General features: G+C 35.0%; 31 protein-coding genes and 1 tRNA gene. 16 read left to right on the forward strand and 16 right to left on the reverse strand.

Translation table 11 applies throughout. The features are described from left to right. Positions 1–2: 2 nt before the first annotated feature. The 13 genes from IPH52_08890 to IPH52_08950 form a co-directional block, all read right to left on the reverse strand. The gene (locus IPH52_08890; protein ID MBK7055155.1) at positions 3–623 is read right to left on the reverse strand and encodes a hypothetical protein; all 621 of its coding nucleotides are present in this window, start codon (positions 621–623) and stop codon (positions 3–5) included. Further along, positions 620–1,636, reverse strand: coding sequence for a virulence RhuM family protein (locus tag IPH52_08895; GenBank protein ID MBK7055156.1), 1,017 nt, complete (start codon positions 1,634–1,636; stop codon positions 620–622). Before IPH52_08895 ends, IPH52_08890 begins: the two co-directional genes overlap by 4 nt. Next, the gene (locus IPH52_08900) at positions 1,626–2,333 is read right to left on the reverse strand and encodes a transposase (GenBank protein ID MBK7055157.1); all 708 of its coding nucleotides are present in this window, start codon (positions 2,331–2,333) and stop codon (positions 1,626–1,628) included. The genes IPH52_08895 and IPH52_08900 overlap by 11 nt, the downstream gene beginning before the upstream one ends. A 103-nt stretch (positions 2,334–2,436) precedes the next feature. Beyond that, positions 2,437–3,153 (reverse strand): restriction endonuclease subunit S, encoded by a 717-nt coding sequence (locus IPH52_08905; GenBank protein ID MBK7055158.1) that lies wholly within the window; start codon positions 3,151–3,153, stop codon positions 2,437–2,439. Positions 3,154–3,224: 71 nt separating this feature from the next. Beyond that, positions 3,225–3,596, reverse strand: a complete 372-nt coding sequence (locus IPH52_08910) for a restriction endonuclease subunit S (protein ID MBK7055159.1) — start codon at positions 3,594–3,596, stop codon at positions 3,225–3,227. A 35-nt stretch (positions 3,597–3,631) separates the two neighbouring features. Further along, positions 3,632–3,889 (reverse strand): hypothetical protein, encoded by a 258-nt coding sequence (locus IPH52_08915; protein MBK7055160.1) that lies wholly within the window; start codon positions 3,887–3,889, stop codon positions 3,632–3,634. Between the two features lie 10 nt (positions 3,890–3,899). Beyond that, positions 3,900–4,685 (reverse strand): DUF1828 domain-containing protein, encoded by a 786-nt coding sequence (locus tag IPH52_08920; GenBank protein ID MBK7055161.1) that lies wholly within the window; start codon positions 4,683–4,685, stop codon positions 3,900–3,902. Beyond that, positions 4,682–4,930, reverse strand: a complete 249-nt coding sequence (locus IPH52_08925) for a hypothetical protein (GenBank protein MBK7055162.1) — start codon at positions 4,928–4,930, stop codon at positions 4,682–4,684. The genes IPH52_08920 and IPH52_08925 overlap by 4 nt, the downstream gene beginning before the upstream one ends. Next, the gene (locus IPH52_08930) at positions 4,927–5,199 is read right to left on the reverse strand and encodes a hypothetical protein (protein MBK7055163.1); all 273 of its coding nucleotides are present in this window, start codon (positions 5,197–5,199) and stop codon (positions 4,927–4,929) included. The genes IPH52_08925 and IPH52_08930 overlap by 4 nt, the downstream gene beginning before the upstream one ends. 127 nt (positions 5,200–5,326) lie before the next feature. Then, a complete protein-coding gene (locus tag IPH52_08935; protein MBK7055164.1) occupies positions 5,327–5,611 on the reverse strand; it encodes a hypothetical protein in 285 nt (94 codons plus the stop codon). Between the two features lie 59 nt (positions 5,612–5,670). Next, positions 5,671–7,233, reverse strand: a complete 1,563-nt coding sequence (locus IPH52_08940; protein MBK7055165.1) for an SAM-dependent DNA methyltransferase — start codon at positions 7,231–7,233, stop codon at positions 5,671–5,673. Positions 7,234–7,287: 54 nt separating this feature from the next. Then, positions 7,288–9,057: an AAA family ATPase gene (locus tag IPH52_08945; GenBank protein MBK7055166.1), complete on the reverse strand. Its 1,770-nt coding sequence runs from the start codon at positions 9,055–9,057 to the stop codon at positions 7,288–7,290. Between the two features lie 173 nt (positions 9,058–9,230). Next, positions 9,231–9,419 carry a hypothetical protein gene (locus IPH52_08950; protein ID MBK7055167.1) on the reverse strand — a complete coding sequence of 63 codons (189 nt, stop codon included), beginning with the start codon at positions 9,417–9,419 and terminating at the stop codon, positions 9,231–9,233. A 149-nt stretch (positions 9,420–9,568) separates the two neighbouring features. Between IPH52_08950 and IPH52_08955 the strand changes: the two genes are divergently transcribed. The 10 genes from IPH52_08955 (at position 9,569) to IPH52_09000 (ending at position 15,879) form a co-directional block, all read left to right on the forward strand. Beyond that, positions 9,569–10,204 carry a hypothetical protein gene (locus IPH52_08955; protein MBK7055168.1) on the forward strand — a complete coding sequence of 212 codons (636 nt, stop codon included), beginning with the start codon at positions 9,569–9,571 and terminating at the stop codon, positions 10,202–10,204. Beyond that, complete coding sequence (locus tag IPH52_08960; GenBank protein MBK7055169.1) at positions 10,201–10,635, forward strand: hypothetical protein; 435 nt, start codon at positions 10,201–10,203, stop codon at positions 10,633–10,635. The genes IPH52_08955 and IPH52_08960 overlap by 4 nt, the downstream gene beginning before the upstream one ends. A gap of 709 nt (positions 10,636–11,344) precedes the next feature. Continuing rightward, complete coding sequence (locus tag IPH52_08965; GenBank protein MBK7055170.1) at positions 11,345–11,782, forward strand: thermonuclease family protein; 438 nt, start codon at positions 11,345–11,347, stop codon at positions 11,780–11,782. Positions 11,783–11,997: 215 nt separating this feature from the next. Continuing rightward, positions 11,998–12,612, forward strand: coding sequence for a hypothetical protein (locus IPH52_08970; protein ID MBK7055171.1), 615 nt, complete (start codon positions 11,998–12,000; stop codon positions 12,610–12,612). Positions 12,613–12,767: 155 nt separating this feature from the next. Continuing rightward, complete coding sequence (locus tag IPH52_08975; GenBank protein ID MBK7055172.1) at positions 12,768–13,331, forward strand: hypothetical protein; 564 nt, start codon at positions 12,768–12,770, stop codon at positions 13,329–13,331. Beyond that, positions 13,328–14,161 carry a hypothetical protein gene (locus tag IPH52_08980; protein ID MBK7055173.1) on the forward strand — a complete coding sequence of 278 codons (834 nt, stop codon included), beginning with the start codon at positions 13,328–13,330 and terminating at the stop codon, positions 14,159–14,161. The genes IPH52_08975 and IPH52_08980 overlap by 4 nt, the downstream gene beginning before the upstream one ends. Further along, on the forward strand, positions 14,158–14,568 hold the full coding sequence (locus tag IPH52_08985; GenBank protein MBK7055174.1) for a peptidoglycan DD-metalloendopeptidase family protein: 411 nt from the start codon (positions 14,158–14,160) through the stop codon (positions 14,566–14,568). The genes IPH52_08980 and IPH52_08985 overlap by 4 nt, the downstream gene beginning before the upstream one ends. 172 nt (positions 14,569–14,740) lie before the next feature. Then, positions 14,741–14,935 (forward strand): hypothetical protein, encoded by a 195-nt coding sequence (locus tag IPH52_08990; protein MBK7055175.1) that lies wholly within the window; start codon positions 14,741–14,743, stop codon positions 14,933–14,935. 78 nt (positions 14,936–15,013) lie between these two features. Continuing rightward, positions 15,014–15,748, forward strand: a complete 735-nt coding sequence (locus IPH52_08995; protein ID MBK7055176.1) for a hypothetical protein — start codon at positions 15,014–15,016, stop codon at positions 15,746–15,748. Between the two features lie 57 nt (positions 15,749–15,805). Beyond that, positions 15,806–15,879 (forward strand) — tRNA-Val (locus IPH52_09000). Positions 15,880–15,969: 90 nt separating this feature from the next. Here the strand turns inward: IPH52_09000 and IPH52_09005 are convergent. Further along, positions 15,970–16,980: a hypothetical protein gene (locus IPH52_09005; GenBank protein ID MBK7055177.1), complete on the reverse strand. Its 1,011-nt coding sequence runs from the start codon at positions 16,978–16,980 to the stop codon at positions 15,970–15,972. 342 nt (positions 16,981–17,322) lie between these two features. Here IPH52_09005 and IPH52_09010 point away from each other — a divergent pair, with 342 nt between their 5' ends. From IPH52_09010 to IPH52_09020, 3 genes are read left to right on the forward strand one after another with little or no spacing between them, the layout of a single operon-like run. Continuing rightward, positions 17,323–17,649 (forward strand): hypothetical protein, encoded by a 327-nt coding sequence (locus IPH52_09010; protein ID MBK7055178.1) that lies wholly within the window; start codon positions 17,323–17,325, stop codon positions 17,647–17,649. Next, positions 17,630–18,034, forward strand: a complete 405-nt coding sequence (locus tag IPH52_09015; protein MBK7055179.1) for a hypothetical protein — start codon at positions 17,630–17,632, stop codon at positions 18,032–18,034. Before IPH52_09010 ends, IPH52_09015 begins: the two co-directional genes overlap by 20 nt. After that, complete coding sequence (locus tag IPH52_09020) at positions 18,031–18,402, forward strand: hypothetical protein (protein MBK7055180.1); 372 nt, start codon at positions 18,031–18,033, stop codon at positions 18,400–18,402. Before IPH52_09015 ends, IPH52_09020 begins: the two co-directional genes overlap by 4 nt. Here IPH52_09020 and IPH52_09025 read toward each other — a convergent pair. Continuing rightward, positions 18,393–19,901, reverse strand: a complete 1,509-nt coding sequence (locus tag IPH52_09025; GenBank protein MBK7055181.1) for an adenosine deaminase — start codon at positions 19,899–19,901, stop codon at positions 18,393–18,395. The two genes, IPH52_09020 and IPH52_09025, sit on opposite strands and share 10 nt — an antisense overlap. 97 nt (positions 19,902–19,998) lie before the next feature. Here IPH52_09025 and IPH52_09030 point away from each other — a divergent pair, with 97 nt between their 5' ends. Continuing rightward, the gene (locus IPH52_09030; protein MBK7055182.1) at positions 19,999–20,595 is read left to right on the forward strand and encodes a Uma2 family endonuclease; all 597 of its coding nucleotides are present in this window, start codon (positions 19,999–20,001) and stop codon (positions 20,593–20,595) included. Between the two features lie 11 nt (positions 20,596–20,606). On the opposite strand, the gene IPH52_09035 is transcribed toward IPH52_09030, so the two are convergent. Beyond that, positions 20,607–21,761 (reverse strand): DUF1577 domain-containing protein, encoded by a 1,155-nt coding sequence (locus IPH52_09035; protein ID MBK7055183.1) that lies wholly within the window; start codon positions 21,759–21,761, stop codon positions 20,607–20,609. 73 nt (positions 21,762–21,834) lie between these two features. Here IPH52_09035 and guaB point away from each other — a divergent pair, with 73 nt between their 5' ends. Beyond that, positions 21,835–23,361 carry an IMP dehydrogenase gene (guaB, locus tag IPH52_09040; protein MBK7055184.1) on the forward strand — a complete coding sequence of 509 codons (1,527 nt, stop codon included), beginning with the start codon at positions 21,835–21,837 and terminating at the stop codon, positions 23,359–23,361. A 141-nt stretch (positions 23,362–23,502) separates the two neighbouring features. After that, positions 23,503–25,050, forward strand: a complete 1,548-nt coding sequence (locus IPH52_09045; protein ID MBK7055185.1) for a hypothetical protein — start codon at positions 23,503–23,505, stop codon at positions 25,048–25,050. Positions 25,051–25,065 lie beyond the last annotated feature (15 nt).

A 25,065-nucleotide genomic window follows, 5' to 3' on the forward strand; every position in this document is an offset into this window, starting at 1 on the left:
TTTCAAAAAATAGATTTACTATATTGAATTACTTTCATTAAAACATCTTTCCCAAATTCTTTTTTGATTTCATCCTCAGTTACTAGGTTAGAAGAAAAAGCATCTTGTAATAAAGAAGCGACGATAGTAGTTTTATCTAGGTTCAATTTCAACAAACTATCTTTAATAGCATATAGTTCCGAAATAGAAATACATTTAACGTTTATTGTTTTTCCTTTACTTTTTTCTTCTATAAATTCAATTGCACGAGTTGCCCGAACATTTTTTAAATCGTTCATTTTGTCTGGATCGTATTGTTCATGAAACATCAGCAGATGATTCGGAAACTCTTCATTATGCAGTGTTAACCATATTTCGGTTTTATTGTAGGGTGAGAAACTAATAGAAATTGGATTATGCTTATAACTTTCTTCTTCATCTGATCCAAACAACAAATACAATTCATCCGTATCGTTCGGAACTGGGATGTCAGCATAGCCATTATTCTCTAAAAATTCTTTTAATTTATCATATGCTTCATCTAATGAATCGCCTCCAAATATTTTTGTATATGTGTATCCATCGAACCCATCGACACCTTCTTTAGGAAAATTGTATCTAAATAAATCTTTCTTTTTATTCATTCTTTGTCTTCCCCCATTATCCGCTTAATTTCTTTGTCGAAGTCTGATATATAATTTTCATCTTGTGTGATTCTATAAGTTTCAAATTCTTTTTCAGCTTTTAGTTTTGCTTCCAACATAGAAACTTTTCCTTTGTCTGAAAGGATTTTGTAGTTGGAAAGTTCTAGGAAACTATGTAAAAATTTTACCCATTCTTCCATTGTTGTGGCTATTTGCCTTTTGGCTCTATTCTCTGCTAAGTCAAGATAGGCAGAAATAATTCTATTCAATTCTTCAATATGTGCTTTGTTCAAATAATTCTTTGCAACGGTAACATCAGACTTGAGAATCTTTCCATCGGGAGCTTGCTTCCAGTTCGTAAGTCCCATGTAAATTTTTGTAGCATCAGCAGAATCATAAATAATTTCAGCAGCAGTCTTTCCGGTAATCGCCCAATGTAATTTGTTTTGAACCATTGAGAAAAAATCTTTCGTAACAGGAGAATTCTTATCGTAATCCGCAGAGAGAACATAGATGTCTGTGATCTTCTGATAAAACCTTCGCTCACTTGCACGAATCTCGCGGATACGCTCCAATAGCTCATCGAAGTAATCTTTCCCAAAATGCTTTCCCTGCTTTAATCGTTCATCATCTAATACAAAACCCTTGATGATAAATTCTTTGAGTGTCTTTGTTGCCCAGATTCTAAATTGAGTAGCCTGATAGGAATTGACTCGATAACCAACGGCGATGATGGCATCTAGGTTGTAGAAATCCAAATCTCTAGAAACCTTTCTCTTTCCTTCCTGTTGAACTGCTCGAACTTTTCGAGTAGTTGCCTCTTCATTCAATTCGCCTGTTTTATATATCTCTTTTAAATGATAAGTAATCGTATGGCTTTCAACTCCAAATAGTTGTCCCATCGTTTTTTGCGTCAGCCAAACAGTCTCATCCTGAATAAACACATCAACCTTAACGTTTCCGTTTTCGTCTGTGTATAGGATAAAATTTTGCTGTTTTAATTCATCGTTCATTTTGTTTAACACCTTCTATTTGCGAATGACGATTTTCGATTTTATCCCCTTTCCAGTTTTGCGGATTATTTTTTATATATTCAGATATTCTAATATACGATTCATCATTTCGAATTATATGTTCATAATAATTTCGTTGCCATAATTTTCCATTGTATGGTTTCCAATTTTTTTGTTTAACGCCATCGGTATATCGTTTGGTTGTTAATGATTTAAAACGTTGCACAATATCGGGAATGCTCATCAATACACCGTCGGGGCAGGTCCCCGTGCCTGCCCTATCAATATTATTTGGGTAATCATTTTTATTAAAAATAATTTGCGGATTATCATTATTATCCAAATCATTTGGCGAATCATTTGGGCAATCACGGGGATCAGAATTTGGGCAATCACGGGGGATTGCCCCTACATCGGGATATTGCATGGATTTTTTTTCAATGATGCCATGGATATGATCGGGCATTACGATGAATGCATGAATATCGAAATCAATATAATATTGGGGAATTTCATTCCATACGGTTTCCACCATTAGCCCCGCATCACTTAAAATCATTTTTCGATCTATAATTTTTCCAAATAAACATTCTCGGTCTTGTGTGCACATTGTGATAAAATAAAATCCTGCCTGCGTATAATCATATCCTTTCAATCGAATAGATCGTCGGTGATGAATGGCAGGATTATAAGTCATACAGCTACTCTCACTTCACCGCTCATTAGCTTTGGCAATAGATTGTCGCGGAGTTTTTCGAGTGTCGGGGCACGATGCCTCGTGCCCTTACTACGGAGAGCATTCATACGGCTACTCTCACTTCGCCGCTCATTAGCTTTGGTAATAGATTATCGCGGAGTTTTTCTAGTGTGCGGATTTGTATACAATTAGTAATTACTTTATCATCAATAGGTTTTACTTCTTTTTGAAAATTCTCGATTTCGTCTTGCGGAGGAATTACAACGTTAAGTTCTTCAAAATCGTTCTTACTTATAGAACCAAAGACAGTTCCGGTATCATTAAATTGTTTAATTTCTTTCATTAACGATTTTAATTTAAAATAAGTATAAGTATAATATGTATTATCCTTTCCGTATCTAAACGCAGCAACTCCTCTTCCAATGCAACATTTTTCTAATGCCATATTCTGCGCGCCAACAGGAGCACGAACACTAATCAATGTATCATATTTTTCTGCATATCGTGTAGGATTCGTTGTATAGATTCTATTTGAAGGAAAACGAAATTCAAAATCTGCGTTGCCTTGAAACATTGGAACACCATTACCTTCTTCATTATAACTTTCACCCGGAGGAGATTGACCCATCGTAAAATCAAATTCATCTCCCAACTTTCCTATCTTCCATTGTTCATTATTCATTACAAATTGTTCATTAAACAAAGTCTCCGCCATTGCTTCTAGTGTTTTGTTTTGGCGATGGAGTAAATCTATTTTATCATCAAGACTTGATAGGATAGCGGCTATCGCGCGTTGTTCGGGGAGAGGGGGGAGGAGGATTTCTAGGTTTTACAACCAAATTGATTGATGGCATTGTAGAATGCCCCAACAGCAATCATGCATTGTATCTCTTAGAGATTCTGACAAAAATAAAAAGATAAAAAACGGGAATACACTAAATTATCCATTGACCGAACTCTTAATAAACGTCCTGAAAACATCCAACCGTTTTCTTTTTTATGGACATACGCGGAACGGTCTACAGAACCAACACGACTAAAAACTATATCACCTTCTTTCAAAATATATTTTTTTAATCTATCCTTATCTTCATCGCTAACTAAAGGAAGATTATTGTGGATAATTCTATTATCCCCCAAATGCTCAACGGTAATTATAGGAGTTCCTTTTAATTTATAGTCACTCATATGTAATTGACTACCAAATGGTCCGGTTTGGATTTCCGCCACATCCCCTAATTTACATTCTTTCCAATCTTTCATCTATTTATTTCCAATTGATTATTTACCATTATCCGTCACAATATCTTACGAATCTTTCTCTGGATCAGAACTACTTCAAATACTTCCTGTTCTTCTTTATATGGTTCTTGGAATTCTCCATCATAATAATTTTTATCTGGTTCATATTTTACTTTGATGATTTTAGGGGGTTCCAAATTTTCATAACCTGATTCGTATCCATCCGTTAGAATAGGTAAATCTGGCGGAAAGTCTTTTAATATTTCTATTAGATCGCGAACGGTATATCGGAAGATATCTTTTTTGTTATCCATTGTCTTTAACCTAAGCAGCTTCTTTTAACTTCTGAATACTTTGTGGTTTATGGCGATCACTCCAAAGAATACTTAACGTATTTTTTTTATCTAAAGCTTCTATGTATTCTTGGCTTACTTCTTTATCTATATCATTAATCATCGCAAGACCAATCACTTTTTTACCCGTTAAACGTTCTCTGACTTTTTGAATATCTTCCCATGTAAATAAAAATTGCGGCAAATTCATCTTATTCACTGAATTAAACGCTTTAATTACAATTTCAGTTTTACGATATGCAATTTGGAAATCAAAAGTAAATTCAAGACCAACACTTCCCTTAGATATAAAATGGGATGTATAGATTAAGTCTTGTTCATCCAAAAATGATTTTACATCATCTTTAAAAACAGAATTTACAGTTTGCTTGCTAAGAGAAAATAAATCATTCGCTTCTGATATGGCAGATAATAAATTCAATTTTTTCTGTGGAAAATTTAATTCATTCGTTTCAACAAGCAATTCTTGATTTTTTATAGAAATACCATAATTCAATAATATATTTTCTAAAAATTCTTTTCTTTTCGGAGAACGAGAAAACGATACTCCGTAATAATCTAAATTTTTTAAAGTATTTCCATCATCTGATAAAAGGATTTTCCCATTGTCTTTTTTTGCATAAATTTCTATAGAATCATTAAACATATTTAGAAATGGAGTGCTAATCGTTACCCAACCCGTAGTTGATTGTGTAATAATAGTTTTCTCTTTTAAAAAAGTATAGTATTCATCCATTAAATCTTTCATCCAATTCATAGGTTCATCCTCCTTTGAAATTCTAAATTAAGTTTAGTCGTTACGTTTATCAGTCTACTAAAAGATTCGACAGATAAAAATATATCATCATAGGTTTTAATTTCCTTCACAGGAAAATCATCTAATTCTAAAGGAATTGCCCATTTCAAAGCAAACCCTTCAATATAATGATGAATATGACCGGGGTAATTATCTAGCCATTGTCCAGTAAACGGTCGAAACTTTTCTGGAACTTTGTCTGTCACTTTTTCAGGATTCTTATGCCTGCTATTATAATCAATCCGAAGCAAGGTATGTGTTCATCATCTTCTTGAAAATGCAAAGTAAATTTAAAAGCTTTTTTATCACTCTCATCAATTTCCCACATAAATGAATTATAATCTTCTGATACCATGTAAATTTTTTCTTTGAAAGGCTCTTTAGGAATTATTTTTTTATAATCCATTTTTTGATTGTCCTCAATAATTACCTTAGGGATTTGAATCAAATAATCAGCTTGGCTTTTTAATAGCATTTCCAATAAAACCTCTCTTTAATTTTTAATTCCATCGAATTCGAGGTTATTAAAATAATAGTTCATTCCCGCCTGTTTTCTAAACCCGTCGAATTCGACTGGATTAAAATCCGGGTTATAAATTCTCTTACTCAAATCCCACTTCCGGCAACTCAGCATTATTCCCACATTCTGGACATATAAAAATATTTGGATCATTCGTTTCAATAAAACGTTTACCAGTATCTTTCATTTTATGATATTCAATATCTTCCTTATTAAAGTAGGTAATCAAAATTCCTTCGAATGTTACATCTTCCATTAAACCACAAAACTTGCATTCCAACAAATCCCTATCATGAGTAAATAATCCTAATTCATCCGCTTGTTTTTTTATTTTTGTTATCTCTTGGGCTAATGATTTTATATCCATAAATATTCCTTTATCGATGAACGGAACGGTTTCAAACCGTTCCCTACATAGATTATCCACTACACTTTGACCTTTTTCAAATTCTCTAGAATCAATTTATTGAGTTTAGATTCTTCTTTTAATTGTTCTTCAAATTCTTTTTGTAATCCTGTAAATCGTTCTTTGAAATCAAAGTCATCTTCCTCATCAGGTAGTCCCACATAACGTCCGGGGGTTAATACAAAATCTAATTCTTTAATTCTATCTACAGAAGCAGAATTACAAAATCCTTTGATGTCTTCGTAATGTTGGGGCGACTCGCGAGTCGCCCTTACTGGTTTTGTATTTCCCAATTTCCAATTGTGATAGGTAGCGGCTATTTGTTGTATGTCTTCTTTGGATAATTCTTTGGTTCTTCGATTAATTAAATGACCAAGATTACGCGCATCTATAAATAAAACCTCGTCTCTTCTTGCAGCAGGTTTATTACGATTTAGAAACCAAAGGCAAGCTGGAATTTGGGTATTCAAAAATAGTTTTGCGGGAAGATTTACAATGCAGTCAATGAGTCTAGCTTCTATTAATGCTTTTCGAATATCTCCTTCGCCTGAGGTCTTAGAGGTTAATGATCCTTTGGCGAGAACAAAGCCTGCTTGTCCGTTTGGGCTTAGATGATACAAGAAATGTTGTATCCAAGCATAATTGGCATTACCCTCTGGAGGTTTACCATATTTCCAACGTCCATCAGTGCGAAGCTTGTCTCCGCTCCAATCGCTATCGTTGAACGGAGGATTGGCCACTAAATAATCTGCTTTTAAATCTTTATGTGCATCATTTAAAAAAGAACCTTCATTGTTCCATTTTACTTGAGAGCTATCAATGCCACGAATTGCAAGATTCATCTTTGCCAATCGCCAGGTTGTTAAATTACTTTCTTGTCCATAAATGGAAATATCATTTAACTTTCCTTGGTGCTCTAATACAAACTTTTCCGATTGCACAAATAAACCGCCAGAGCCACAACAAGGATCAAAGACTCTTCCTTTAAATGGTCTAAGCATTTCAATGAGTAATTCCACTCCACTTCTAGGAGTATAGAACTGTCCGCCTTTCTTTCCCTCTGCTAATGCAAATTCTCCTAGAAAATATTCAAACACATGACCAAGAACATCAGCACTTCTTGCCTTTGCATCGCCTAATGCGATATTACCCACAAGGTCAATGAGTCCACCTAAACTAGTAGGATCTAAATTCCCACGAGCAAATACTTTTGGGAGAACATCTTTCAAAGAAGGATTATCTTTTTCAATTGCATCCATTGCATTGTCTACTTCCTTTCCAATCACAGGAAGTTTTGCTTTAGATTGTAAATATGACCAGCGCGCTTTTTCGGGAACAAAGAAAACATTCTCTGCTTTGTATTCGTCTTTATCCTCCGGGTCTGCTCCGGCATAATCCCCTTTGCCGCTCTTTAGTTTTGTATGAAGTTCTTCAAATGCATCTGAAATATATTTTAGAAAAATGAGCCCAAGCACAATATGCTTGTATTCCGCTGCATCAATATTTTTTCTAAGCTTATCTGCCGCTTTCCAAAGTTGTTTTTCAATTGGTTCTTCTGTTTTATTCTCTTTTGGCTTTGCCATTAGTGCTCCGGTATATTTTTATGAGTATTGCAAATGATGTGATTTCGCATTTATTTAATTAAATGGAGTTTTTTGTTTTGCGATAACCTTATTAAATTTCTTATTTATTGAATCAAATAGCCTCTCAAATTTTTCTTCAGAAACCTGAGGTAACAAATTTGAATAATTACTTGGTATTTTTTGAATGAACAGTTTCGCTATTCTAGTTTTAAAAAAATCTATACCAATATTTTCAAATGCCTTCTCATACCGATGTATTATTCTTGGAATGGAATTGTTTAAAGCCAAAGTTTTTCCTATTAACTCTTTTTGATATGCTTCTTTTACAAGCTTATCAAATACATCATTATCAATTAAATCCTCAATATCCATTTCAGATATCTTCAAATCAATTTCATTTACGAAAATTATATTGTCTTCCTTTAATAGCTTTGATTTAAGCATTTCGTTTGCAGCATTTGTTGCTGTTTTTTCTGCATCTAATAAGGTTACTATTTTTAAATTCTGTGAAACTAATAGGGAAACTAAATAGGTAATTTTTGTTGCTCCACCTGCTGGAGTTATCACAATTTTTCGTTCCAAGCATTTCTTTCCCTTCTCTTGTAATAGTTGTGATATAGTAGATATATACCAATAATCTGTTATTCCTTCTACTATTAAGGTCATGTCACCTATAAATAAAGTCTGTGTAATATCATAGCCTGTAGCTGCTTGCAAAGGAAACAGAGTCTTATCGTCTCCTTGTGGATCGTTATTTACATATGTCCCCCTCTCTGTTTCAATGTTTACCGTTCGAATAGACTCAATAGAGTTTATAGGAATCATAAACGGCGAATGTGTTGTAAATAGTATTTGATTTGTAAAATCTTTTGCAAAATGGTTGAGTAAATCTTTTTGTGCCACAGCATGAAGATATAATCCTGGTTCGTCTAATAGCAAAATGGCATTTTTAGCTATACCATCCATAGTATCAGCGGCGAAAGTTATGTAGAAAGAGAAAAACCATTTAAAACCGCGGCTTCTTTCATTAAAATTTACCTCTACATCATAACTTGCATTCGGATCAGAAATGAGAGTATCAAAATGTCCACCATCAAGGTTGAATCGAATTTTAAGAGCTCTATCTTTCCAAAGTTCTTTTATTTTTTTTGTTACTACTGCTCCAGCTCGATTAGTTAGTTGCTGTCGAAGTTCATAACTTTGCGACTGTAAAGCTTGTAATTCTTGCGGATTTAATCCTGATACTTTCATGAGTTTGTCAAAATACTTATCTAATTCATTATTCTGTCCATTTGCTTTCCTTGCTATATATTGTTCAATATTTGCGTGACCGTTCAAATCGGGGTAGTCGGCTAAATAAATAAATTTTGGCAAAATGGATAGAACCCAGTTATCGATGTCCGTTTTAATATTTTTTTGCGAACTATCTTCCGCAGTTTGAATAAAATCTTTTTCTTCCAACCTATCAATATTAATAATGTACGCTGCTTTGTATGTCCTACCAATATAAACTTGACCAATGGGTTTTTGAATAGAAAATTTACTTTTAAACTCATCCATCTCAGATTTTATAAGATTCCATTTTGTTTCTACTACCAATAAGTTATCTTGATATGTAGAAAGATGCCGATCTCTTGGAAAATCTTTTACCTTATTAAAATTCGTCATTTTTCCGTCAGCAGGATTGAGATTATATAGTGCGTTTAATATGTTAGTCTTGCCGCTTTCATTGCGACCAACTAGGGGTGTTATCCTTGTAGTTTTGATCCATTCACTATTATTAATTGATCTGTAATTGCTTATTCTAAACTCTGTTAATTCCACTATTAGCCCCTTTTTTACAAAATGTATTAAATAAAAAAACACCTTCGAAATGCTGACATCTCTAGCATTTTATGAATTTAGCATTTTTCTGTCTATCTCAAAAAATTGGAAAACTAAATTTATGGCTCTGGAAATTTAAAGTAGTAATAGACATATGGAATGATTATTTTAAATCACGGATACAATTTATCTCTATCCTTCTCCGGTTTCTCAAGAAAAGTCTTCAAAGCAAGATTGACAATAAAATTCCTAGACCTAGACTTTCTTTTGGTTTCTTCTTCTAACTCCTCGCTCATCTCATTAGGAACTTGAATGGAAAAGATTGTTTTTTCTTTGTCTACCATGATTGCCTCTTTTTTCATCAAAAATCCTTAATTTTTAACTTTCAATCACTAAAATTATTAACTTTTAACTATTTTTGTTGTTTACTATTAACAATTATTATTAGTAATTGTTAATTATTCACTATAAATAATATACCACTCAACCACCAAACAAAAGGAGACCACCGATGCAACTCACGAACACACCGCCAAAAACAAAACACCGACCAACAGAAAACGCCAATCCACCGATGGGGTTACTCTTAATTATCTTCGTGGTGGGATTTTTCGTCTTGACTATTTTCTTATCTGAGACACCGAAACCAAGCAATGATTTATTCACCCTGGTGAATTTAGAATACAAGATAGATTCTGAGATTGCACTGACCAAAGAAGAGCGGGTAATCTACTGTAGACTCTTGCAGACTGTTAGAGGAATTTATTTAGACAACTGTGAGAATTTAGATTTTAAAACTGTTTTTTCTGGTGGTCGGATTATCTATCAGTCTTCTAAGAGAAAGGATTGTGAAAAAACGGATTTTCTGTTTAAGGATAAAAACAAAGCCTTGATTTGGGCGCGGGATCGTTTGGGGCATGATACGGAAAATATCTACGATAAAAAAAGAGGAATTCTTTTAGAATGGAAGAATCCGAAAGGGGATAAGGTCTATTGGAATCATGGAGACTGGGGCAAGGGACCCGGCTCTTCTAAGTTTCCTCATTTAAACTATTCCATTAGAAATTGTAATGGACATTTATTTTTAAAAGACAAAATTGTAAACAGGGGACAATGGGCAGAATTCGCTCGACATTTTAATCTATGAATATTTCAGAACTTACATTAAATCAAATCATTTCTACCAGTGGCGATTCTACTTTTCTCTCTTATAAGTATGAAAACCAAGTCCTCGAATTTACTCTTCATCATTCTGAATTGGACAATGATATTTTATTCAAAGTCGAAACCTCCGAGCTTCGTGTTTTGCTTCATGATAATTATGTTGGAGATACTACTTCTAAAACATGCTTCATAGAACTTCTCGAACTTTCGAAAGCTTTACCAGTAGCGAATAATCACTATATACCTTCCTCTGATTTTGGTAAACTCATGCAAGAATGTAGGTTAGGTCTTAATCTGGTCTATGGCAAGAAAGTTGAGGATAATCGGTATTTTCTTTCTTTGAAAGGAACGCATACTTTGCTTTGTTGTGTCTTGAAGGATTTGAGTAAGTTTACATTTCATGAAAACGGATAATCATAATTACCCCTGTCATTCCCGCGAAGGCGGGAATCCAGACTTTGAATCATATAATACTTAACACACAAATCTTTGTCTAATTCTAGATTCCCGCCTGCGCGGGAATGACAAAGCATTACCCTTCCTTTTACCTTCCGATAAGAAGACTATAACTCAAAGACAGTGGATAACCCGCATTAAACTCGGTGCAAAGTCCATCTGGCTCAGGAGTTTAGATGGTATCATAACCGAGTTTGATGCCCCATCATAATTGCACAATAGTAAACGTCTTCTTATACGCATTGTATACACGGGGTTAATTTCAATATACCTCTCATACCTTGTGCTCTTTGTGAAACCCTTGTGTTCCTTGTGTTAAAAAATCTTACCAGAACGAATGCGATGACCGTGTAACTAGCTCCTAATTACGCAGTTGAACCACTTATTGGTCGAACTGCGTAATTATTAGAAAAAAATATTTTTTACTTATTTTATTCTTTTTAGTTTTCAAGACCCTATCACGAAGATTATTTTAACTGAACTACAGCAAGGCTTGCTATAAGAGCATAACAGCGATAATCCACTTCCCTCCTTTTCCCCTTTCGCAAAGGGGATAGGGGATTTTAGAAGAGGGGAAAACAAGCATATACCACAAATAATAAAAAGATGGGGAGAGGTAGTAAGTTAAGGAAATTATTTTTATGAAATTACTTTCAATTTATACCAATTGCCAAAGGCAACTTCAAATCCCATATTTGATAATCTCATTTTGGCAATTGGGAATACCACTTTTCCGAAAAAAGTTACACTTTATTTTTCAAAACTGGTATTTAAAGCAAAAGTCATCGAGGTAATCGATGGCGATACATTCAAAGGAGAAGTAGATCTTGGATTTGACGTAACAATAACAAGACATTTTCGCGTGTTCGGAATCGACACACCGGAAATCTTCAAACCGAAAACAGATTCAGAAAGAGTAAGAGGAATCCTGGCAAAAGACAGAGCCTCAGAACTTCTTCTGGATAAGGAAGTAGAAGTTAAACTACATGGCACAGAAAAATATGGACGTGCTCTTGTAGAGGTTATTCTTCCGGGTAATCGTGATTATACTAATCTCATGATTCAAGAAGGATTTAGTAAAACAAAAGAGATGGTTGTGGCTTAGAACGGTCACCTCGAACAGCCTCACCGTGAGAGGTCTATCTTGCTTAACACTATCGTTTTTTGTCAGATAGATTTCTCACGCTCGCTTTGGCTCGGTTCGAAATGACTGTATAGTGGCATAATCATCATTAGCCACACGATGCGAAAAAGGACGACAATTAAAATCAAATAACTCAGCCCCGCAAAGATCGGGGCGAGAAAAAGGAACTTATTTATATGGGAAAATTAACAAAAAAAATATTAGGTAACGTTGGCGGAGCAGTTGGCGACATTACATTTTCAGGTTGGAACGGACAGACTGTTATCAAGGCAAAGTCAGAAGGTAGCAAAGCAGCACCAACCACTGCACAGCTCTTTGTAAGAGAAAAGTTTAAGGCAATGTCAAACCTTGCCAGTGCATTTGCACACGTCATCCCAATCGGTTTGGATGGAAAGGCAGAAGGTGTCACTGACTACAATCTTTTTAGAAAGTTGAATTATTCAAATCTCTCTGGCACTGCCGGGGCTTTAGTTGTGGATAATTCAATGATTGTGCTCAGTCGAGGAAGGTTAGAAGTATTAGATACTCTAGGCGTCTCCATAGCTGGGAGGATCATCACAGTCAATTGGAATTATGACAATTATGGAAATGGCACGGATAAAGTGACTATAGTTGCATATTGTCCGGCTTTTAAACAATCCTATGCCAACACTGCCTCCATTCGTTCTACCGGTAACGCAGCATTATCCGTTCCTAGCATTTGGGCTACCAAACAAGTCTTTGTCTATGCCTTCACAGGCAACGCAGAGATTTCCAGTGCAACCCAATACGTAGGAGTTGTAACAGTTTAACAAGGAGGCTTTTTTTTAATCCCCCTTTGTCCCCCTTTAAAAAAGGGGGTTTCGATGAAGAGTGACTTTTTACAGAAAGACACTTCTTAGAACAAAACCCCCTTTCGCAAAGGGGGATCAAGGGGGATTCTAACGCCTACTACTGAGTAACCACCATGGCAAAAATATCAAAAGAATTACACAACCATATTTCAGGTAAACTTGGAAACGTTGTCTATTATCAGAGAAACGGTAATACCTTCGTTAGAAGTTTGCCTTCTAAATACAAAGACAAAGAAAGTGAAAAGCAAATCATCAACCGAAAACGATTTTCGCAAGTCGGAAAGCTTTTTCAAATATTCAGACCAGCAATCAGGTATCATTTACCACCTGGAGCCTACAATAAAAGCTGCCTTTTCTATTCTTTGAATTCTTCCTTTGTAACCGCAACTCTAGACAATGTTTCTATAGAATACGACAAATTGGTATTATCCAATACTGTATTCAAGGAACTCATAGGGCTACAGGTTATTTCCTCTCCCAAGAAAGTTACCTTTCAATGGGAACCAGACAATCTACAGGATAATAGTTATTATGTTCTCTGTGTTGTCTATGCGAAAGGAATACAGCAAGTTTATGTTTCCGATGTCAAAAGAAAGGAACTCTCTGCTACAATAAATCTACCCGATGGTGCGGGGGAGATTATAACTTACACAATCGCACACAGGCGGACAGCATGACTGATCTATTGGTAAATATCAAAAAGAATGTATACGAGCTAGTATCTGCTATTTTATTTATTGCACTATTCTATTTTAAAAACAAGCTCATGCATGATTATTTTAGTTATCAAGGATTCTTTCAGTCTATTCGCTTTAAGATTTTAAAGATTGAAAAGCTTGCTCAGTTATTAGTTCTATCTGGTTCGGATAGAGTAGTTCTTTATGAGCTAATTGGAGATTATTTTATTCCTACCGCCTTTAGTTTACGGGATGGAATTAGTTTTCAACATTCTGAGAGAATTCCCAAAGCAAGTGGATTCTTTAATTGGTATCAGGCACTCGAAGAAGGAGGGGCAGAGATTTACAATGATTTGCCTGTATCTTCGCTTAATACCTGTAAGTCGATTCAATATTCACTCATCAAGAACCAAGAAGGAAGACCAAAGGCAATCTTAATGTTGCACTTTGTTTTCCAATCAGAAGGGACATCTCACTTGGCTCTTCTCAAACAATACAAATTAAAATTAAAGGACATTTTATATATGCAAAAAGAAGATTCAAAAAAACTTCTCGCTGTTCTCATTTCTTTTCTTACAAGACTTGTAGAACTCATCACAATTAAAAATATTTTACGAATTGCTTTAATGGCTCTAAATATTCGTATCATTCAGTTTGAGCTTTCCCGCGAGGGGTATACGTTCGTTACCCTCCCGATTTATGGATTACCCACAGAGATTCCGCTTGTCTTGCTTTTGTTTTTTGCGGCTCTTGCCAATTCTGGACTCTTAGAAGGATTTCTGTTTTTATATACCAAACTTTTTACACCCAAGACAGGGAGGAAAGCATGAAACAGGTTAGTATTATTTCTCCTACCGGTAAATCGGTTCGACTCATGGATCATTTTGGGTCTGGTTTATTCAACGCTCCGAGAGGAAAAGAAAAACACAATGGAATCGATTTTATCTGTGAGCCTGGGCAAGTCATTGTTAGTCCTGTTGATGGAATTGTAATTCGACAGGCATTTCCCTACACTGATAAGGATTATACAGGCGTTCTCTTAGCAAACGATTCTCTTAGTTTAAAGATGTTCTACTTTGTTCCAGATAAGAAAGTTTTGGGTTCACGGGTCAAGCAAGGAGACAGACTCGGAATCGCTCAGGATATTTCCAAAAGGTATAACAGCAAGGATCGAAAGATGATTCCTCATATCCATCTCCAAATCGAGTGCCTAGACCCAACGGTGCTTATGTTATAATATTTTAGAAAGAAAACTTTTATTCGGGGGTGTGAGAACATCCCCATTTTTTTATATGTTTTTGCAGGTTGACCTGCTGAATGCATTTACGGAAAGTCTAACAAAATAAATCTTGACTAAGAAAGATGTTTTAAAAATCAGTTTAAAAACTTAGTTTTAATGGAAGAGTTATATGTTATACGAAGACGAATTTGACGATGAATACGATGCGGAAGAAGAAGAGTATGATGACACAACTGTTACGATGGCATGTGATGATTGTGATTATCGTTGGAAAATTTCTTTAGAGGTAGAAGACGAAGAGGATGCATACGAAGAGGACTTAATCTGTCCTATGTGTGGATCTTCCAATGTAGCTGAAATCTAAATTAATTATAGTTAAGCTTAGTCAAATAGGGCGTGTTGCGTTTTGCCACGTCCTGTCGCAAGGAGCCTTTGAGGTAAAATGAAATTAATCTTTGTTCTAATCTATTTTTTTTCCCTTTCCTTATTTGCTTCGGCTGATGAGAATCCTACCCTAAAGAAGATTCTAGAACTTTATAAACGTAAAGACTACAAAGAGATTACAAAGCTAGCAAACGATTACATTCAATCCAAGGAAGAGATTTCGCAGGATGATAAGGTGATTAAGTTTTACTTTCACACAGAAAGTGATCTCCAGAAGCTAGATATTGTATTAGATAAAATCTATAAAAACACAGATGAGCTTTCTTCTAAGTTTCATACACTAAATTATATGCTTATGGAAAAATCCCTTCTAGCAGATCAATATGAGATTGGCGTGAAATGGGGTGATATCTATCGCAGAGAGGCAAAATCAAAGAAGCCTAAGTATATCAAAGGTCTCTATCTCTACTCCTGCTTGCTTTATAAAGCCAATCGCTCTACAATATCTCTATCTGTTATTGACAATGCCCTCAAAGACAAGCCTAGCAAGAAAATCGCCAATAAATTGAAGCTTCTAAGAATTGCTCAGTTAAAAAATGACTTTCAAATCATCATAGAATCAAAGAATTTCCTTAAAAACAATTACGACTCAACCTATGCGGATTTTATATTTGTTCATATGGTGCAGGCCTATCGAAATACAGGAAAGAAGAGGCGAGTAGAACAGCTTAAGGAAGAGTTTAAGAAAGACTTTGGGGATTCTATTTTGGTGGATACGGTAATGGGAATCTAGAAAATTATTTTTGATTGTAAAAAACGCCGCTTTTAAAATCATAAAAAAATCATTGATGGGGAATTAGCTCAGTTGGCTAGAGCGCTTCCTTGACATGGAAGAGGCCACTGGTTCAAATCCAGTATTTCCCATCACTTAGATGTCATCCCCGAATTCTTTTATCGGGGATTTGTTGATGTTGAGATTCCCTACAAGAATAGTAAGGGAATGACTCAATCCTTTTATTTTACGTCGTCGCTTTTCTTGTTTCTATCTCTCTCATCACCAGAGGTGTTATAGCTAGCAGACGGAGCATTTGGAATTTGATATCCTGTAATGATTCCGATGTCTTTTCTAAGTTGATCTCTCACATGAAGATTATCTTCAATCATCATTGCTTGTCTTAAATAAGTTTCAGAGCTTGCTATTCCCAATTCTCCTAGTATGCTAGAAGTCTTAATTCTAACTTCAGGCGAAGCGTTTTTTAACATATCTAGAAGCTTGAAAAGATGTGCAGAATTGGTTTTTTTGATTCCCACTACTGAGCCTAGCATTACGGTTTTAGCATAATCATCCTTTTCTTTTCCAAGAGCTGTATCAATCGCTGCAATCCCTGCATCTTTGTTTGTGTTACGAAGAGCTTCTGCTGCAGCAGCGCGGATATAGTAATGTTCATGGTCTAATGCTTTTACAACTATATCGAAAGATTCTTTGTCATCAGTTGCTTCTAGAAGATAGCCTAGAGACTTTAAAACCTCTCCCGCAGCTACGACAGCAGGCATTTTTTCTAGTTCAGCATAATAGACTCTTTGTTCTTTATCTTTTGTGACTTGCTCGCCTAATATTTTATAAGCTTCTGCTAATGGTTTAATAGCTAATTCGTGTCCGATTTCAGCTAAAGCTTGTGCAGCTAAGAATTTTACAATAGGCTTGTTATTGTCAGGAATATCAAAATTAATCGGTGTATAATTGTCTTTTTGACTAATTTCTTGGGTTTGTTTCTTGGTTGGCTCAGCATTGGTTGTAACACCTTTGAGGGCTAAAATCAAGGGACGAAGTGCTCTTTTGGTTTTTGCCTTCTTAAGAATATCGATGGCTGCAATTTTCTCTTGTAAGGTTCCATTGTTGACATTTCGGATTTGCTCTACAAAAAATTTATCACTACTACCTTCTCGGTAATTGAATGATTCAACGGCAAAAAGGGCTGAATGGGATACTACTAGTGCAACAGTTAGAATTGTGTATTTGAACATAATTTACTCCTATCTCTATTTATCGTATACCAATCGCTAAAAGTAAATTCTCATTTACTAATTGGCAGGTTTATTTTGGGTAATTGGTAATACGCAAAATATCTATGCTATTGATTGGTATGGTATATAAAAAAACTTCTCTCTTAAATTTCTAGCCATTTTTCGAAAATGCAGAAATTGATAGAAGGTCGGTGACTTTGCGCATCCTACCCCTTCCCTTCGTGGTTAAAAAATCCTTTACTTTACATTTTCGAGCAGGTTGAATGCGCGACAATCTCAAATTAAGTCTTGATTAATTGAAACTAATCTTAGATCATTGTCCATTCAGAGGAAACAAATTAAGTGATTGTAAAGAGGATTCTTTTTATTATTCCGATACTCTTCTTGTTTTGTAATACAAAAAACCAAGTGAAAGAGGCTAGGGATCACAATTATTTTGCGCTTAGGGATATTACTTTAGGAAAAGATAATACTATTTATTTATCAGCTCGTTCTGCCTATATTCCAAAAGATAAAACCAAAGAAGCATTTGAAAAATTCCAAGAGCTGCATTCAGATAATAAAATTAAACGAGCTTATTGGAAGTGCAATTTGAAAAATTCTACAACGTTGGAATGCACAGAAGAATTATTAATCAAGGATATGTCCGATGAAGTTAATTCTAAATAGTGTTTACTTTTTTTCTATTTTATTCCTTTTGAATTGTGATAATAGTATTTATGTGAAGCATGTGTATACTGACTTTAAGAAGATAGGGGCTTATCCCAATCAGCCGGTCGATACATATGAAATCACAAGAGTCACAACGATTCGAACTCCAGAAACAATCAACACATCTCGGAAGAAGAATATTTATTACTATACATTCCCTCCCATTTTAAAGCTAGTTCGTTTTGCGATTTCTACCGGTGAATCAGGAATTGTTTTTTTAGAAGACCCTGAATCAGAAGACAATCATAAAGTAGTATTATTCAAGCCAGCGCCCGATAAATATGTTATGGTTACCAAGATGCTATGCATTGTAGACAAAGAAGAAAAATTGAATTGCCAATGAATTTTACTTTGAAGCTTAGTAATCATTGTAGAGTATTACTTTCGTTATCCGCTTTACTTTTCTTGATAAATTGTGCTAGCGGAGAAATTAAATATCCCACTCGAAGAGTTTTAACTCAAACGCCAAGCAACACTCCCGGCGTAATCTATCGGTTCTATGTTGATATAGAAGAAAAGACTCATATAAAAAATAATATCTTCGGTATAGAAAGAGTTTATCAGGGAAATGACTCAAATACCGGCGAAGCATTTTTTAAGTTTTATTTTTATCAAGAAGCCGGAATTGAAATCTGCACATTCAATAAAAGTATTAACAATTATGAATGCAAAGATTTGGAAATTGTATTTAAGAATAATCATCAACGTTGAATTCGGGAAATTCTTTCTTCAAATTTCACAAACTCTTTATCTACTTTCTTCTTCAATTTCTTTTTATCTTTTTTACTTAGGAAGCTATATTGAATGCTATTATAAATAAAACCTTTTATATCATAGTAAGAAATTTCTTTATAACGTTTTGCTAATATAGCAAATTGTTCCGTAAAACTAGTTCTAAGAACTCCCATATCATCACTTGTGATAACGATTGGAACTCCAGAATTATGATAGAGTAGTAGGGGATGAAAATCATTCTTTATTCCAAGTATGAATTCATTGCTAAGCATATTGATTTCTACTGGAACCTTTTTTTCTTTCATATATTCCAAAAGAGCATAGCAATCTGTTTCATACGGAATGTCAACGCCGTGACCAATTCTATTTGCCTCGGCATCAAAGAGTGCAGAGTTTATATGCCAGGATAAATCTTCTGGTGGAACGATACCAACTGATAATTCTCCTGCGTGCAGAGAATATTTTAGTATAGGAAATTTTTTATGAAAATATTTAAACATCTCCATATGCAGCCAGTAATCTCTCATTGCATTTGGATTGTCTTCTGGTCCCACAATATTTGTTCCTACGATTAAATTCGATACATTATCTGATTGAAAGGAAAGAAAAATTTGAACAAATACTTCTGCAGGATTATCTGTTCGAGTAATGTAATTTTGATATCTTATAAGTATTCGCTGTTCATCTTCAACCGGGAGCTTTGACTTTTGGTGGATAATATTGATTGCCTCCGCGAATCGTTTAGCGACTTCTTCATACTGCATTTCAACGGTTAATGTCTTTACCATTTCATCAAACAGAAGGGAAAGCTTAACCTCTGCTTTTTCTTTTCCATCCAATTCCAGTCTTTCTTCTTGAATTTTTAATAAATTGGGAATGTATTTGCTACTAAATGCAGCAAGCTTAGTATCCTTTTTGTCATAGTCAGGACGTAAGAACATTGTCTCAATGTATTGAACATTTTCTATGATTGCTCTTTCTTTGATTTCTTTTAGAAAAACATCTTCGTTCCCTTTTATAAGTGGACCAAACTTTCTGAATGCTTCAAAAAAATGCTTATCCGGCGTTTGTTGTGTTTCTTTAAAGTCTTTGATTGACCACAAAGAAATTAGTTTGAGTTTTACTGGCAAATAACCTTTAGCCTCAATTAAAGAATTAATCGGTTGAACATTTGGGTCATTTGCTAAATTGAGAGGAATATTTTGAAATGAATCGCCTGTTTCTAAATTTATATAAAAGTTCTTTTTTACTGCTAATTCAAAATATTTCTCTGCATACACAGAGCCACTAAAATGATGATGTAAGTCTCCACCCTTAGGCATTCCATTAAAAAATGCTGTAAGCATCGCTTGGTTATCACGAATTTTTTGAAAGTAAGCATTTGTCTTTTCCGTATCATTTGCATGAATGGAAATTTGAAAAATAAAAAATGGAATGGTAATTAAAAATAGAAATCTCTTTGTAAATATAAACATCAAATATCACCTTTGTTCCAGTTCGTCTGAAACTAGGCTTTTAAGATAGCAAAATTTTTTATTGACAGAATGTTCTTACAGCGTTAATTCTTATACTATGCCTGCATTACTTCAAAAACGTCCTAAAATAAAATCTATAGATTTACCTTTTGACAAGCCACGCTATGAAGGCTTAACCTTAAGCCGAGAGGAGTATCTTGATTTAGAAGAAGACGGGTTTAAATACGATATGATAGAAGGAGTTCTACATTTGGCACCGAGCGGAGAGTTTGATCATGGAAAGTTACAAGGAAATTTAATTACAGAAATTAACATTTTCTTAAAGAAGTATTCAATTGGAAAAGCCGTTACCGAGATAGATGTATTTTTACCGGATGGAGAAGACGTTGTTAGACCTGATGTGAGTTTTATTCTTTCTGAAAATCTACACATCGTAAAGACTCATATTCATGGAGTTCCGGATTTAGTGTGCGAAGTTCTTTCTCCAGGATCAATGAAAAGAGACTTAGGGGTCAAAGCGCAAAGATATTTAAAAAATGGGGTGAGCGAATATTGGATAGTATACCCTAAAGAAAAAAAAATAGAACTCTGGATCAACAAAAATAAAAAAGAATGGAATAAACTTTCTTCTCCTGTTTTAAAAAGTTCCCTACTAAAAGGTTTTAAGATTAATCAAAAAGATTTTTTTAAATAACGAACCCTAATCTATGGCAAGTGGTAAGGCTTAGCAGGAGTATTCTTTAAAATTGCAAAGCTTCGATAGAATTTTTCTTTATCGCCTTCTCTAAAACCTGTAATCAACAAACCCAATATCATATCATCCTCTTGATTTTTCCCGATATACCGAATTTCACATAATACGTTTATCGCTGATTGCATTTTAAAAAATATATCACAATTGAATCCTGATACATGGGGCAAATGTTGCTTTAACTCTCTGTCTGTGATTTTTACCTTTAGTCCATCTCTCGACAAATCCAATATTTTATATTTTCCAGTATTTAGAATAAAATTAGATTCCCGAATTCGATCTATCATTTCGAATGTTAGAATTTTAATTTCCATTACTTGGTCATGGTCGATTGGCTTTGTGCGACTTTGAATATGCACATAACCAAAAGGGATTGCAATGTTTTGTGTATTGACGTAAATTACCGGCATGATGATTTCAGATACAATCTTTTTAGTTTTATACATATTAACAAGCTGGTGAATTTCTGTGTGATACTCATCTTCTAGATTAATAAAATCATCTTCGGCTAATGTGGTGTAACTTTTTCTGTCCTGTGTATTTGCGACAAATAGTGTTTTGCCTGATTCTTTAACAACTTGAAACCTTTCATCTAAATCAGGTTTAAAAATATCTATCTTGATATAGTCAAAGTCTTTTTTTAATCTATTTTCATAATCAGTAAAACTAATCTTCATATACGTTGGAATTGTGTGCATTGTATTTTCGATGGTAACGCCACTGGTTCGAATATTAGTGACCCAGACTTGCTCGGGAGAAGGATGCAAACGGTCGTTCTTTCTTTCTTTACTCGAGACTAGAAATTTATTGATTTGCAATAGATATAAATTGCCTGGTTTTTCACCGAGAACTGTGCAATCAAATTGAATATAGCGACCAAGAAGCTTTGTTAAAACAAGATTCTGCCCTTTTCTTAGAATAAATCCTGGATCTAGTTTTTCGATGATAATCTTGAGTCCATCGGCATTGTGCTCCAGAAGCCTTACATGGGTTTCTGTATCCTTGATCTGCATTTCTGTCTTACTTAAATGCTTTGCCAGAATCACAACGCGCTTATGAGGTTCTTTGATATCTACAGTTTCACGAATTTTTCTGTCAATGATCTCCAAAATCTTTTGGCTCCTATCGAATTCGATATTAAATTTCTCTTGCAATTCAATCCAAGGCGATTTATTTGTGGATATGACCAGTTCAATAATTAAAAATCAACCAGTTCAAGACGGACTATCCGGAGAGCAATTGTTCTCTGCTCAAATCGGACTCACATACAGGGATTTTTTAGTTCTCCCTGGCTATATAGACTTTAATCCTTCCGATGTAAATCTAGAATCAAAAGTCAGCCGTAATATCACAATCAAACGTCCCCTTATCAGTTCACCGATGGATACCGTTACAGAATCAGCAATGGCAATCGCGCTAGCCCTACAAGGTGGATTAGGCATAATACATTATAATAACTCTATTACAGAGCAAGTAAATTTTGTAAGAAAAGTTAAAAGATACGAAAATGGTTTCATCACCGATCCAATTATTTTGGGTCCTGAGAATACAATTGAAGATTTAGACGATATAAAAGATAAGTTTGGATTCTCCGGGATTCCAATCACAGAAGATGGATCGTTCAATGGGAAGTTAATTGGTATCGTAACGAACCGAGACGTTGACTTTGAACCAAATCGCACTGTAAAACTTGGAACTGTGATGACTACAAATCTAGTTACAGCTCCAGTAGGAATTAGTTTAAAAGAAGCGAACAATATTTTAAGAGTCAAAAAAGTTGGAAAACTTCCTATTATTGACAATGAAGGAAAACTGGTTGCCCTTGTTAGCCGCTCCGATCTTAAAAAGAATAAAGAATTTCCAGATTCATCCAAAGATCACAGCAAACGCCTGTTAGTCGGTGCAGCGGTTTCTACATTGCCTGAATCTAGAGATAGAGTTGCAGCACTTTACGATGCTGGAGTGGATGCAATTATTATTGATTCTGCGCAGGGAAATTCAAGTTATCAAATTGAGATGATTAAATTCATCAAAGCAAATTTTAAAAATCTGGATGTGATTGCGGGTAACGTTGTTACTAAAGAACAAAGTCGCTCTCTGATTGAAGCAGGTGCGGATGGATTACGCGTAGGAATGGGTCCCGGTTCAATTTGTATTACACAGGAGACAATGGCTGTTGGTCGCGCTCAAGCAACTGCAGTTCATATGACTGCAAGTTATGCTGCACAATTTGGAATTCCTGTAATTGCAGATGGAGGAATTAGTAACATCGGTGATATTGCGAACGCACTTGCGATTGGTGCATCTACTTGTATGATGGGATCAATGTTTGCAGGAACGAATGAAGCACCCGGTGAATATTTTTATGAAAATGGAATTCGTTTAAAAAAATATCGTGGTATGGCAAGTCTAGAAGCAATGAAAGCCGGTGGGGATAAGAGATACTTTAGCGAAAGCCAAAAAATTAAAGTAGCGCAAGGTGTAAGTGGTGCAGTAGTTGATAAAGGCTCAGTGATTAACTTTGTTCCTTATCTAGTGCAAGGGCTTCGTCAATCCTTTCAGGATATGGGATATAAAACTATTCCAGAACTACATGCAGCATTGCAGAATGGAAATCTTCGTTTTGAAAGACGCTCTGAATCAGCACAAGCACAAGGTTCTGTTCATGGATTGTATTCCTATACAAGCCCGACAATGAGAGTGGAATAGAGGTCACTTCGATACAATTTGCGCAGTCGTTTGGAGAGAGAAAAACCTAAACTGTTTTAGGTTTTTCTTTTGAACCACTTGCGCAAATCACTCAGTGACCGGATTTTAAGTATTCTTTGTGATTATATAATAAAACCTTACATGAAAAAAATAATCTTATTCATTCTAATTACATTATTAAACACAACGTTATTCGCAAGAGAGGTTACATTTCTGCCTGCATACGTTGTAGGGGAAGAGCCACCTGCGTTAAAAAAGAAAGACAATCTTTCTACCGGTGTCTCAGAGTTAATTGCCTATTATGCGAATGAAAACTTTATTGTAGAAGTTTCAGATCCTGATAAAGTAAAAACGTTTGTCAATGAGTTAGGCGAAGAGATGGATAGAAAGCCTAGTAGTGTGCTATTAAATGGAGTCTGCGAAGAGTTTAGTTCTGACTTCATTGTTAAAACAGAAATCAATTTTGAGTCAAACATTTCAATCCTGTCCGAAGTTTACAATTGTAGAGGAAAGGTAGTCGCTTCCAATGAAAGCCTGTTTAAGGATAACTTCTATTTGGCGATGGAAAAACATACAAAGAAGACTTTGAGCTTTCTTGTTCCAAAGAATAAAACAAGTATTGCGCTAGAAGCAAATGCACAAGAAGAGATTGTATTCTTATTTGATCTTTCGGGGTCATTGACGCGAGAAGTGAAGTCTGCCATTCATTATATTCAATCTATCACTGGTTCAAAAAATCTTTCTATCGGAGCTGTCTTTGTAGGAGAGAATTCAATTAAATTAGTTAAGCCTTCTTTCGATCATGCAAAGCTCAAAGAAGAATTTGGTAGGATTAAGCAGAGTGGCGATGTTGGGCTTGATCGGATTATACAGGGATTGGTTAAGGTCAGGTCAGAGTTAGGGACGACTAAGATTGCTAAGAAGAAGTTCATTATTATAACAGATGCAAAGAGCAATTCTTCTAGCGACTACGGATATTTATCCGCTGTTCAAACAGTTCGAGAGCAGGGATATAAAACATTTATCGTAACAGGATCCTTTTTTGATTTCAAATCCATGAGTATGCATAAGAAGGCAGCAAAGTCCGCCGGAAATAATTTACAGCAAATCACACATTTCCAAAAAGTAGGAACGACGAAGGGGTATAGAACTATTTACCTCTACGATCGAAGTATTTATTTTGATGAATCAGAACAAGTCAATCCAAAAGAATTGGATTTTAAAGAAATGGGAGTGCTCGAAGAAGGAAGAGTGCTGGGTAAGGTAGATTTCCCGCATCCTGATAATATGAGTGATGTTTACGAAAAAGTCCAGGGAACAAGATTAATTGAGAGACAGACTATACAGTCTAACATTGAATCTATTATCGAAAGAATTGTTCAAAGCAAGTCCGGAGCATTAAACTTTACGGGAAGTAAAATTCTAATTAAATCGGGATCTACATCTTTTTGGCTAACCCTTAATTCTTCCGGTGAGTCTTTAGAAAATCAGGATGTTTCCATACGAGCTAGCTTTATCAAAGATGAATTCAGTGCGAACGGTTTTGCGAATATTCCTGCTGAAACGATTGTGGTGAAAGAAAATATTCCTAAACTATTAGTTTTGGATCCAGCACAAATTCGGAATTTTCTAAAATCCAATGGTTCGTTTACATGCTTTGTGTCTGGTAAAGTCTTAGAAGTAAAATAAAACATTAGCAAATTT

The organism is Leptospiraceae bacterium, from assembly GCA_016708435.1.
In the GTDB taxonomy this organism is placed as follows: domain Bacteria; phylum Spirochaetota; class Leptospiria; order Leptospirales; family Leptospiraceae; genus UBA2033.

What these genes read in the sequence shown, in the direction of transcription:
- IPH52_09015 (MBK7055179.1), top strand. Translation starts at nt 17,630, where the DNA reads ATGAAGTTAATTCTAAATAGTGTTTACTTTTTTTCTATTTTATTCCTT.
- IPH52_08890 (MBK7055155.1), bottom strand. Translation starts at nt 623, where the DNA reads ATGAATAAAAAGAAAGATTTATTTAGATACAATTTTCCTAAAGAAGGT.
- IPH52_08915 (MBK7055160.1), bottom strand. Translation starts at nt 3,889, where the DNA reads ATGGATAACAAAAAAGATATCTTCCGATATACCGTTCGCGATCTAATA.
- IPH52_08910 (MBK7055159.1), bottom strand. Translation starts at nt 3,596, where the DNA reads ATGAAAGATTGGAAAGAATGTAAATTAGGGGATGTGGCGGAAATCCAA.
- IPH52_08960 (MBK7055169.1), top strand. Translation starts at nt 10,201, where the DNA reads ATGAATATTTCAGAACTTACATTAAATCAAATCATTTCTACCAGTGGC.
- IPH52_08955 (MBK7055168.1), top strand. Translation starts at nt 9,569, where the DNA reads ATGCAACTCACGAACACACCGCCAAAAACAAAACACCGACCAACAGAA.
- IPH52_08935 (MBK7055164.1), bottom strand. Translation starts at nt 5,611, where the DNA reads ATGGATATAAAATCATTAGCCCAAGAGATAACAAAAATAAAAAAACAA.
- IPH52_09045 (MBK7055185.1), top strand. Translation starts at nt 23,503, where the DNA reads ATGAAAAAAATAATCTTATTCATTCTAATTACATTATTAAACACAACG.
- IPH52_08950 (MBK7055167.1), bottom strand. Translation starts at nt 9,419, where the DNA reads ATGAAAAAAGAGGCAATCATGGTAGACAAAGAAAAAACAATCTTTTCC.
- IPH52_08895 (MBK7055156.1), bottom strand. Translation starts at nt 1,636, where the DNA reads ATGAACGATGAATTAAAACAGCAAAATTTTATCCTATACACAGACGAA.
- IPH52_09005 (MBK7055177.1), bottom strand. Translation starts at nt 16,980, where the DNA reads ATGTTCAAATACACAATTCTAACTGTTGCACTAGTAGTATCCCATTCA.
- guaB (MBK7055184.1), top strand. Translation starts at nt 21,835, where the DNA reads ATGACCAGTTCAATAATTAAAAATCAACCAGTTCAAGACGGACTATCC.
- IPH52_08930 (MBK7055163.1), bottom strand. Translation starts at nt 5,199, where the DNA reads ATGCTATTAAAAAGCCAAGCTGATTATTTGATTCAAATCCCTAAGGTA.
- IPH52_08920 (MBK7055161.1), bottom strand. Translation starts at nt 4,685, where the DNA reads ATGAATTGGATGAAAGATTTAATGGATGAATACTATACTTTTTTAAAA.
- IPH52_08990 (MBK7055175.1), top strand. Translation starts at nt 14,741, where the DNA reads ATGTTATACGAAGACGAATTTGACGATGAATACGATGCGGAAGAAGAA.
- IPH52_09020 (MBK7055180.1), top strand. Translation starts at nt 18,031, where the DNA reads ATGAATTTTACTTTGAAGCTTAGTAATCATTGTAGAGTATTACTTTCG.
- IPH52_08970 (MBK7055171.1), top strand. Translation starts at nt 11,998, where the DNA reads ATGGGAAAATTAACAAAAAAAATATTAGGTAACGTTGGCGGAGCAGTT.
- IPH52_09025 (MBK7055181.1), bottom strand. Translation starts at nt 19,901, where the DNA reads ATGTTTATATTTACAAAGAGATTTCTATTTTTAATTACCATTCCATTT.
- IPH52_08940 (MBK7055165.1), bottom strand. Translation starts at nt 7,233, where the DNA reads ATGGCAAAGCCAAAAGAGAATAAAACAGAAGAACCAATTGAAAAACAA.
- IPH52_08980 (MBK7055173.1), top strand. Translation starts at nt 13,328, where the DNA reads ATGACTGATCTATTGGTAAATATCAAAAAGAATGTATACGAGCTAGTA.
- IPH52_08975 (MBK7055172.1), top strand. Translation starts at nt 12,768, where the DNA reads ATGGCAAAAATATCAAAAGAATTACACAACCATATTTCAGGTAAACTT.
- IPH52_09030 (MBK7055182.1), top strand. Translation starts at nt 19,999, where the DNA reads ATGCCTGCATTACTTCAAAAACGTCCTAAAATAAAATCTATAGATTTA.
- IPH52_08900 (MBK7055157.1), bottom strand. Translation starts at nt 2,333, where the DNA reads ATGACTTATAATCCTGCCATTCATCACCGACGATCTATTCGATTGAAA.
- IPH52_08995 (MBK7055176.1), top strand. Translation starts at nt 15,014, where the DNA reads ATGAAATTAATCTTTGTTCTAATCTATTTTTTTTCCCTTTCCTTATTT.
- IPH52_08985 (MBK7055174.1), top strand. Translation starts at nt 14,158, where the DNA reads ATGAAACAGGTTAGTATTATTTCTCCTACCGGTAAATCGGTTCGACTC.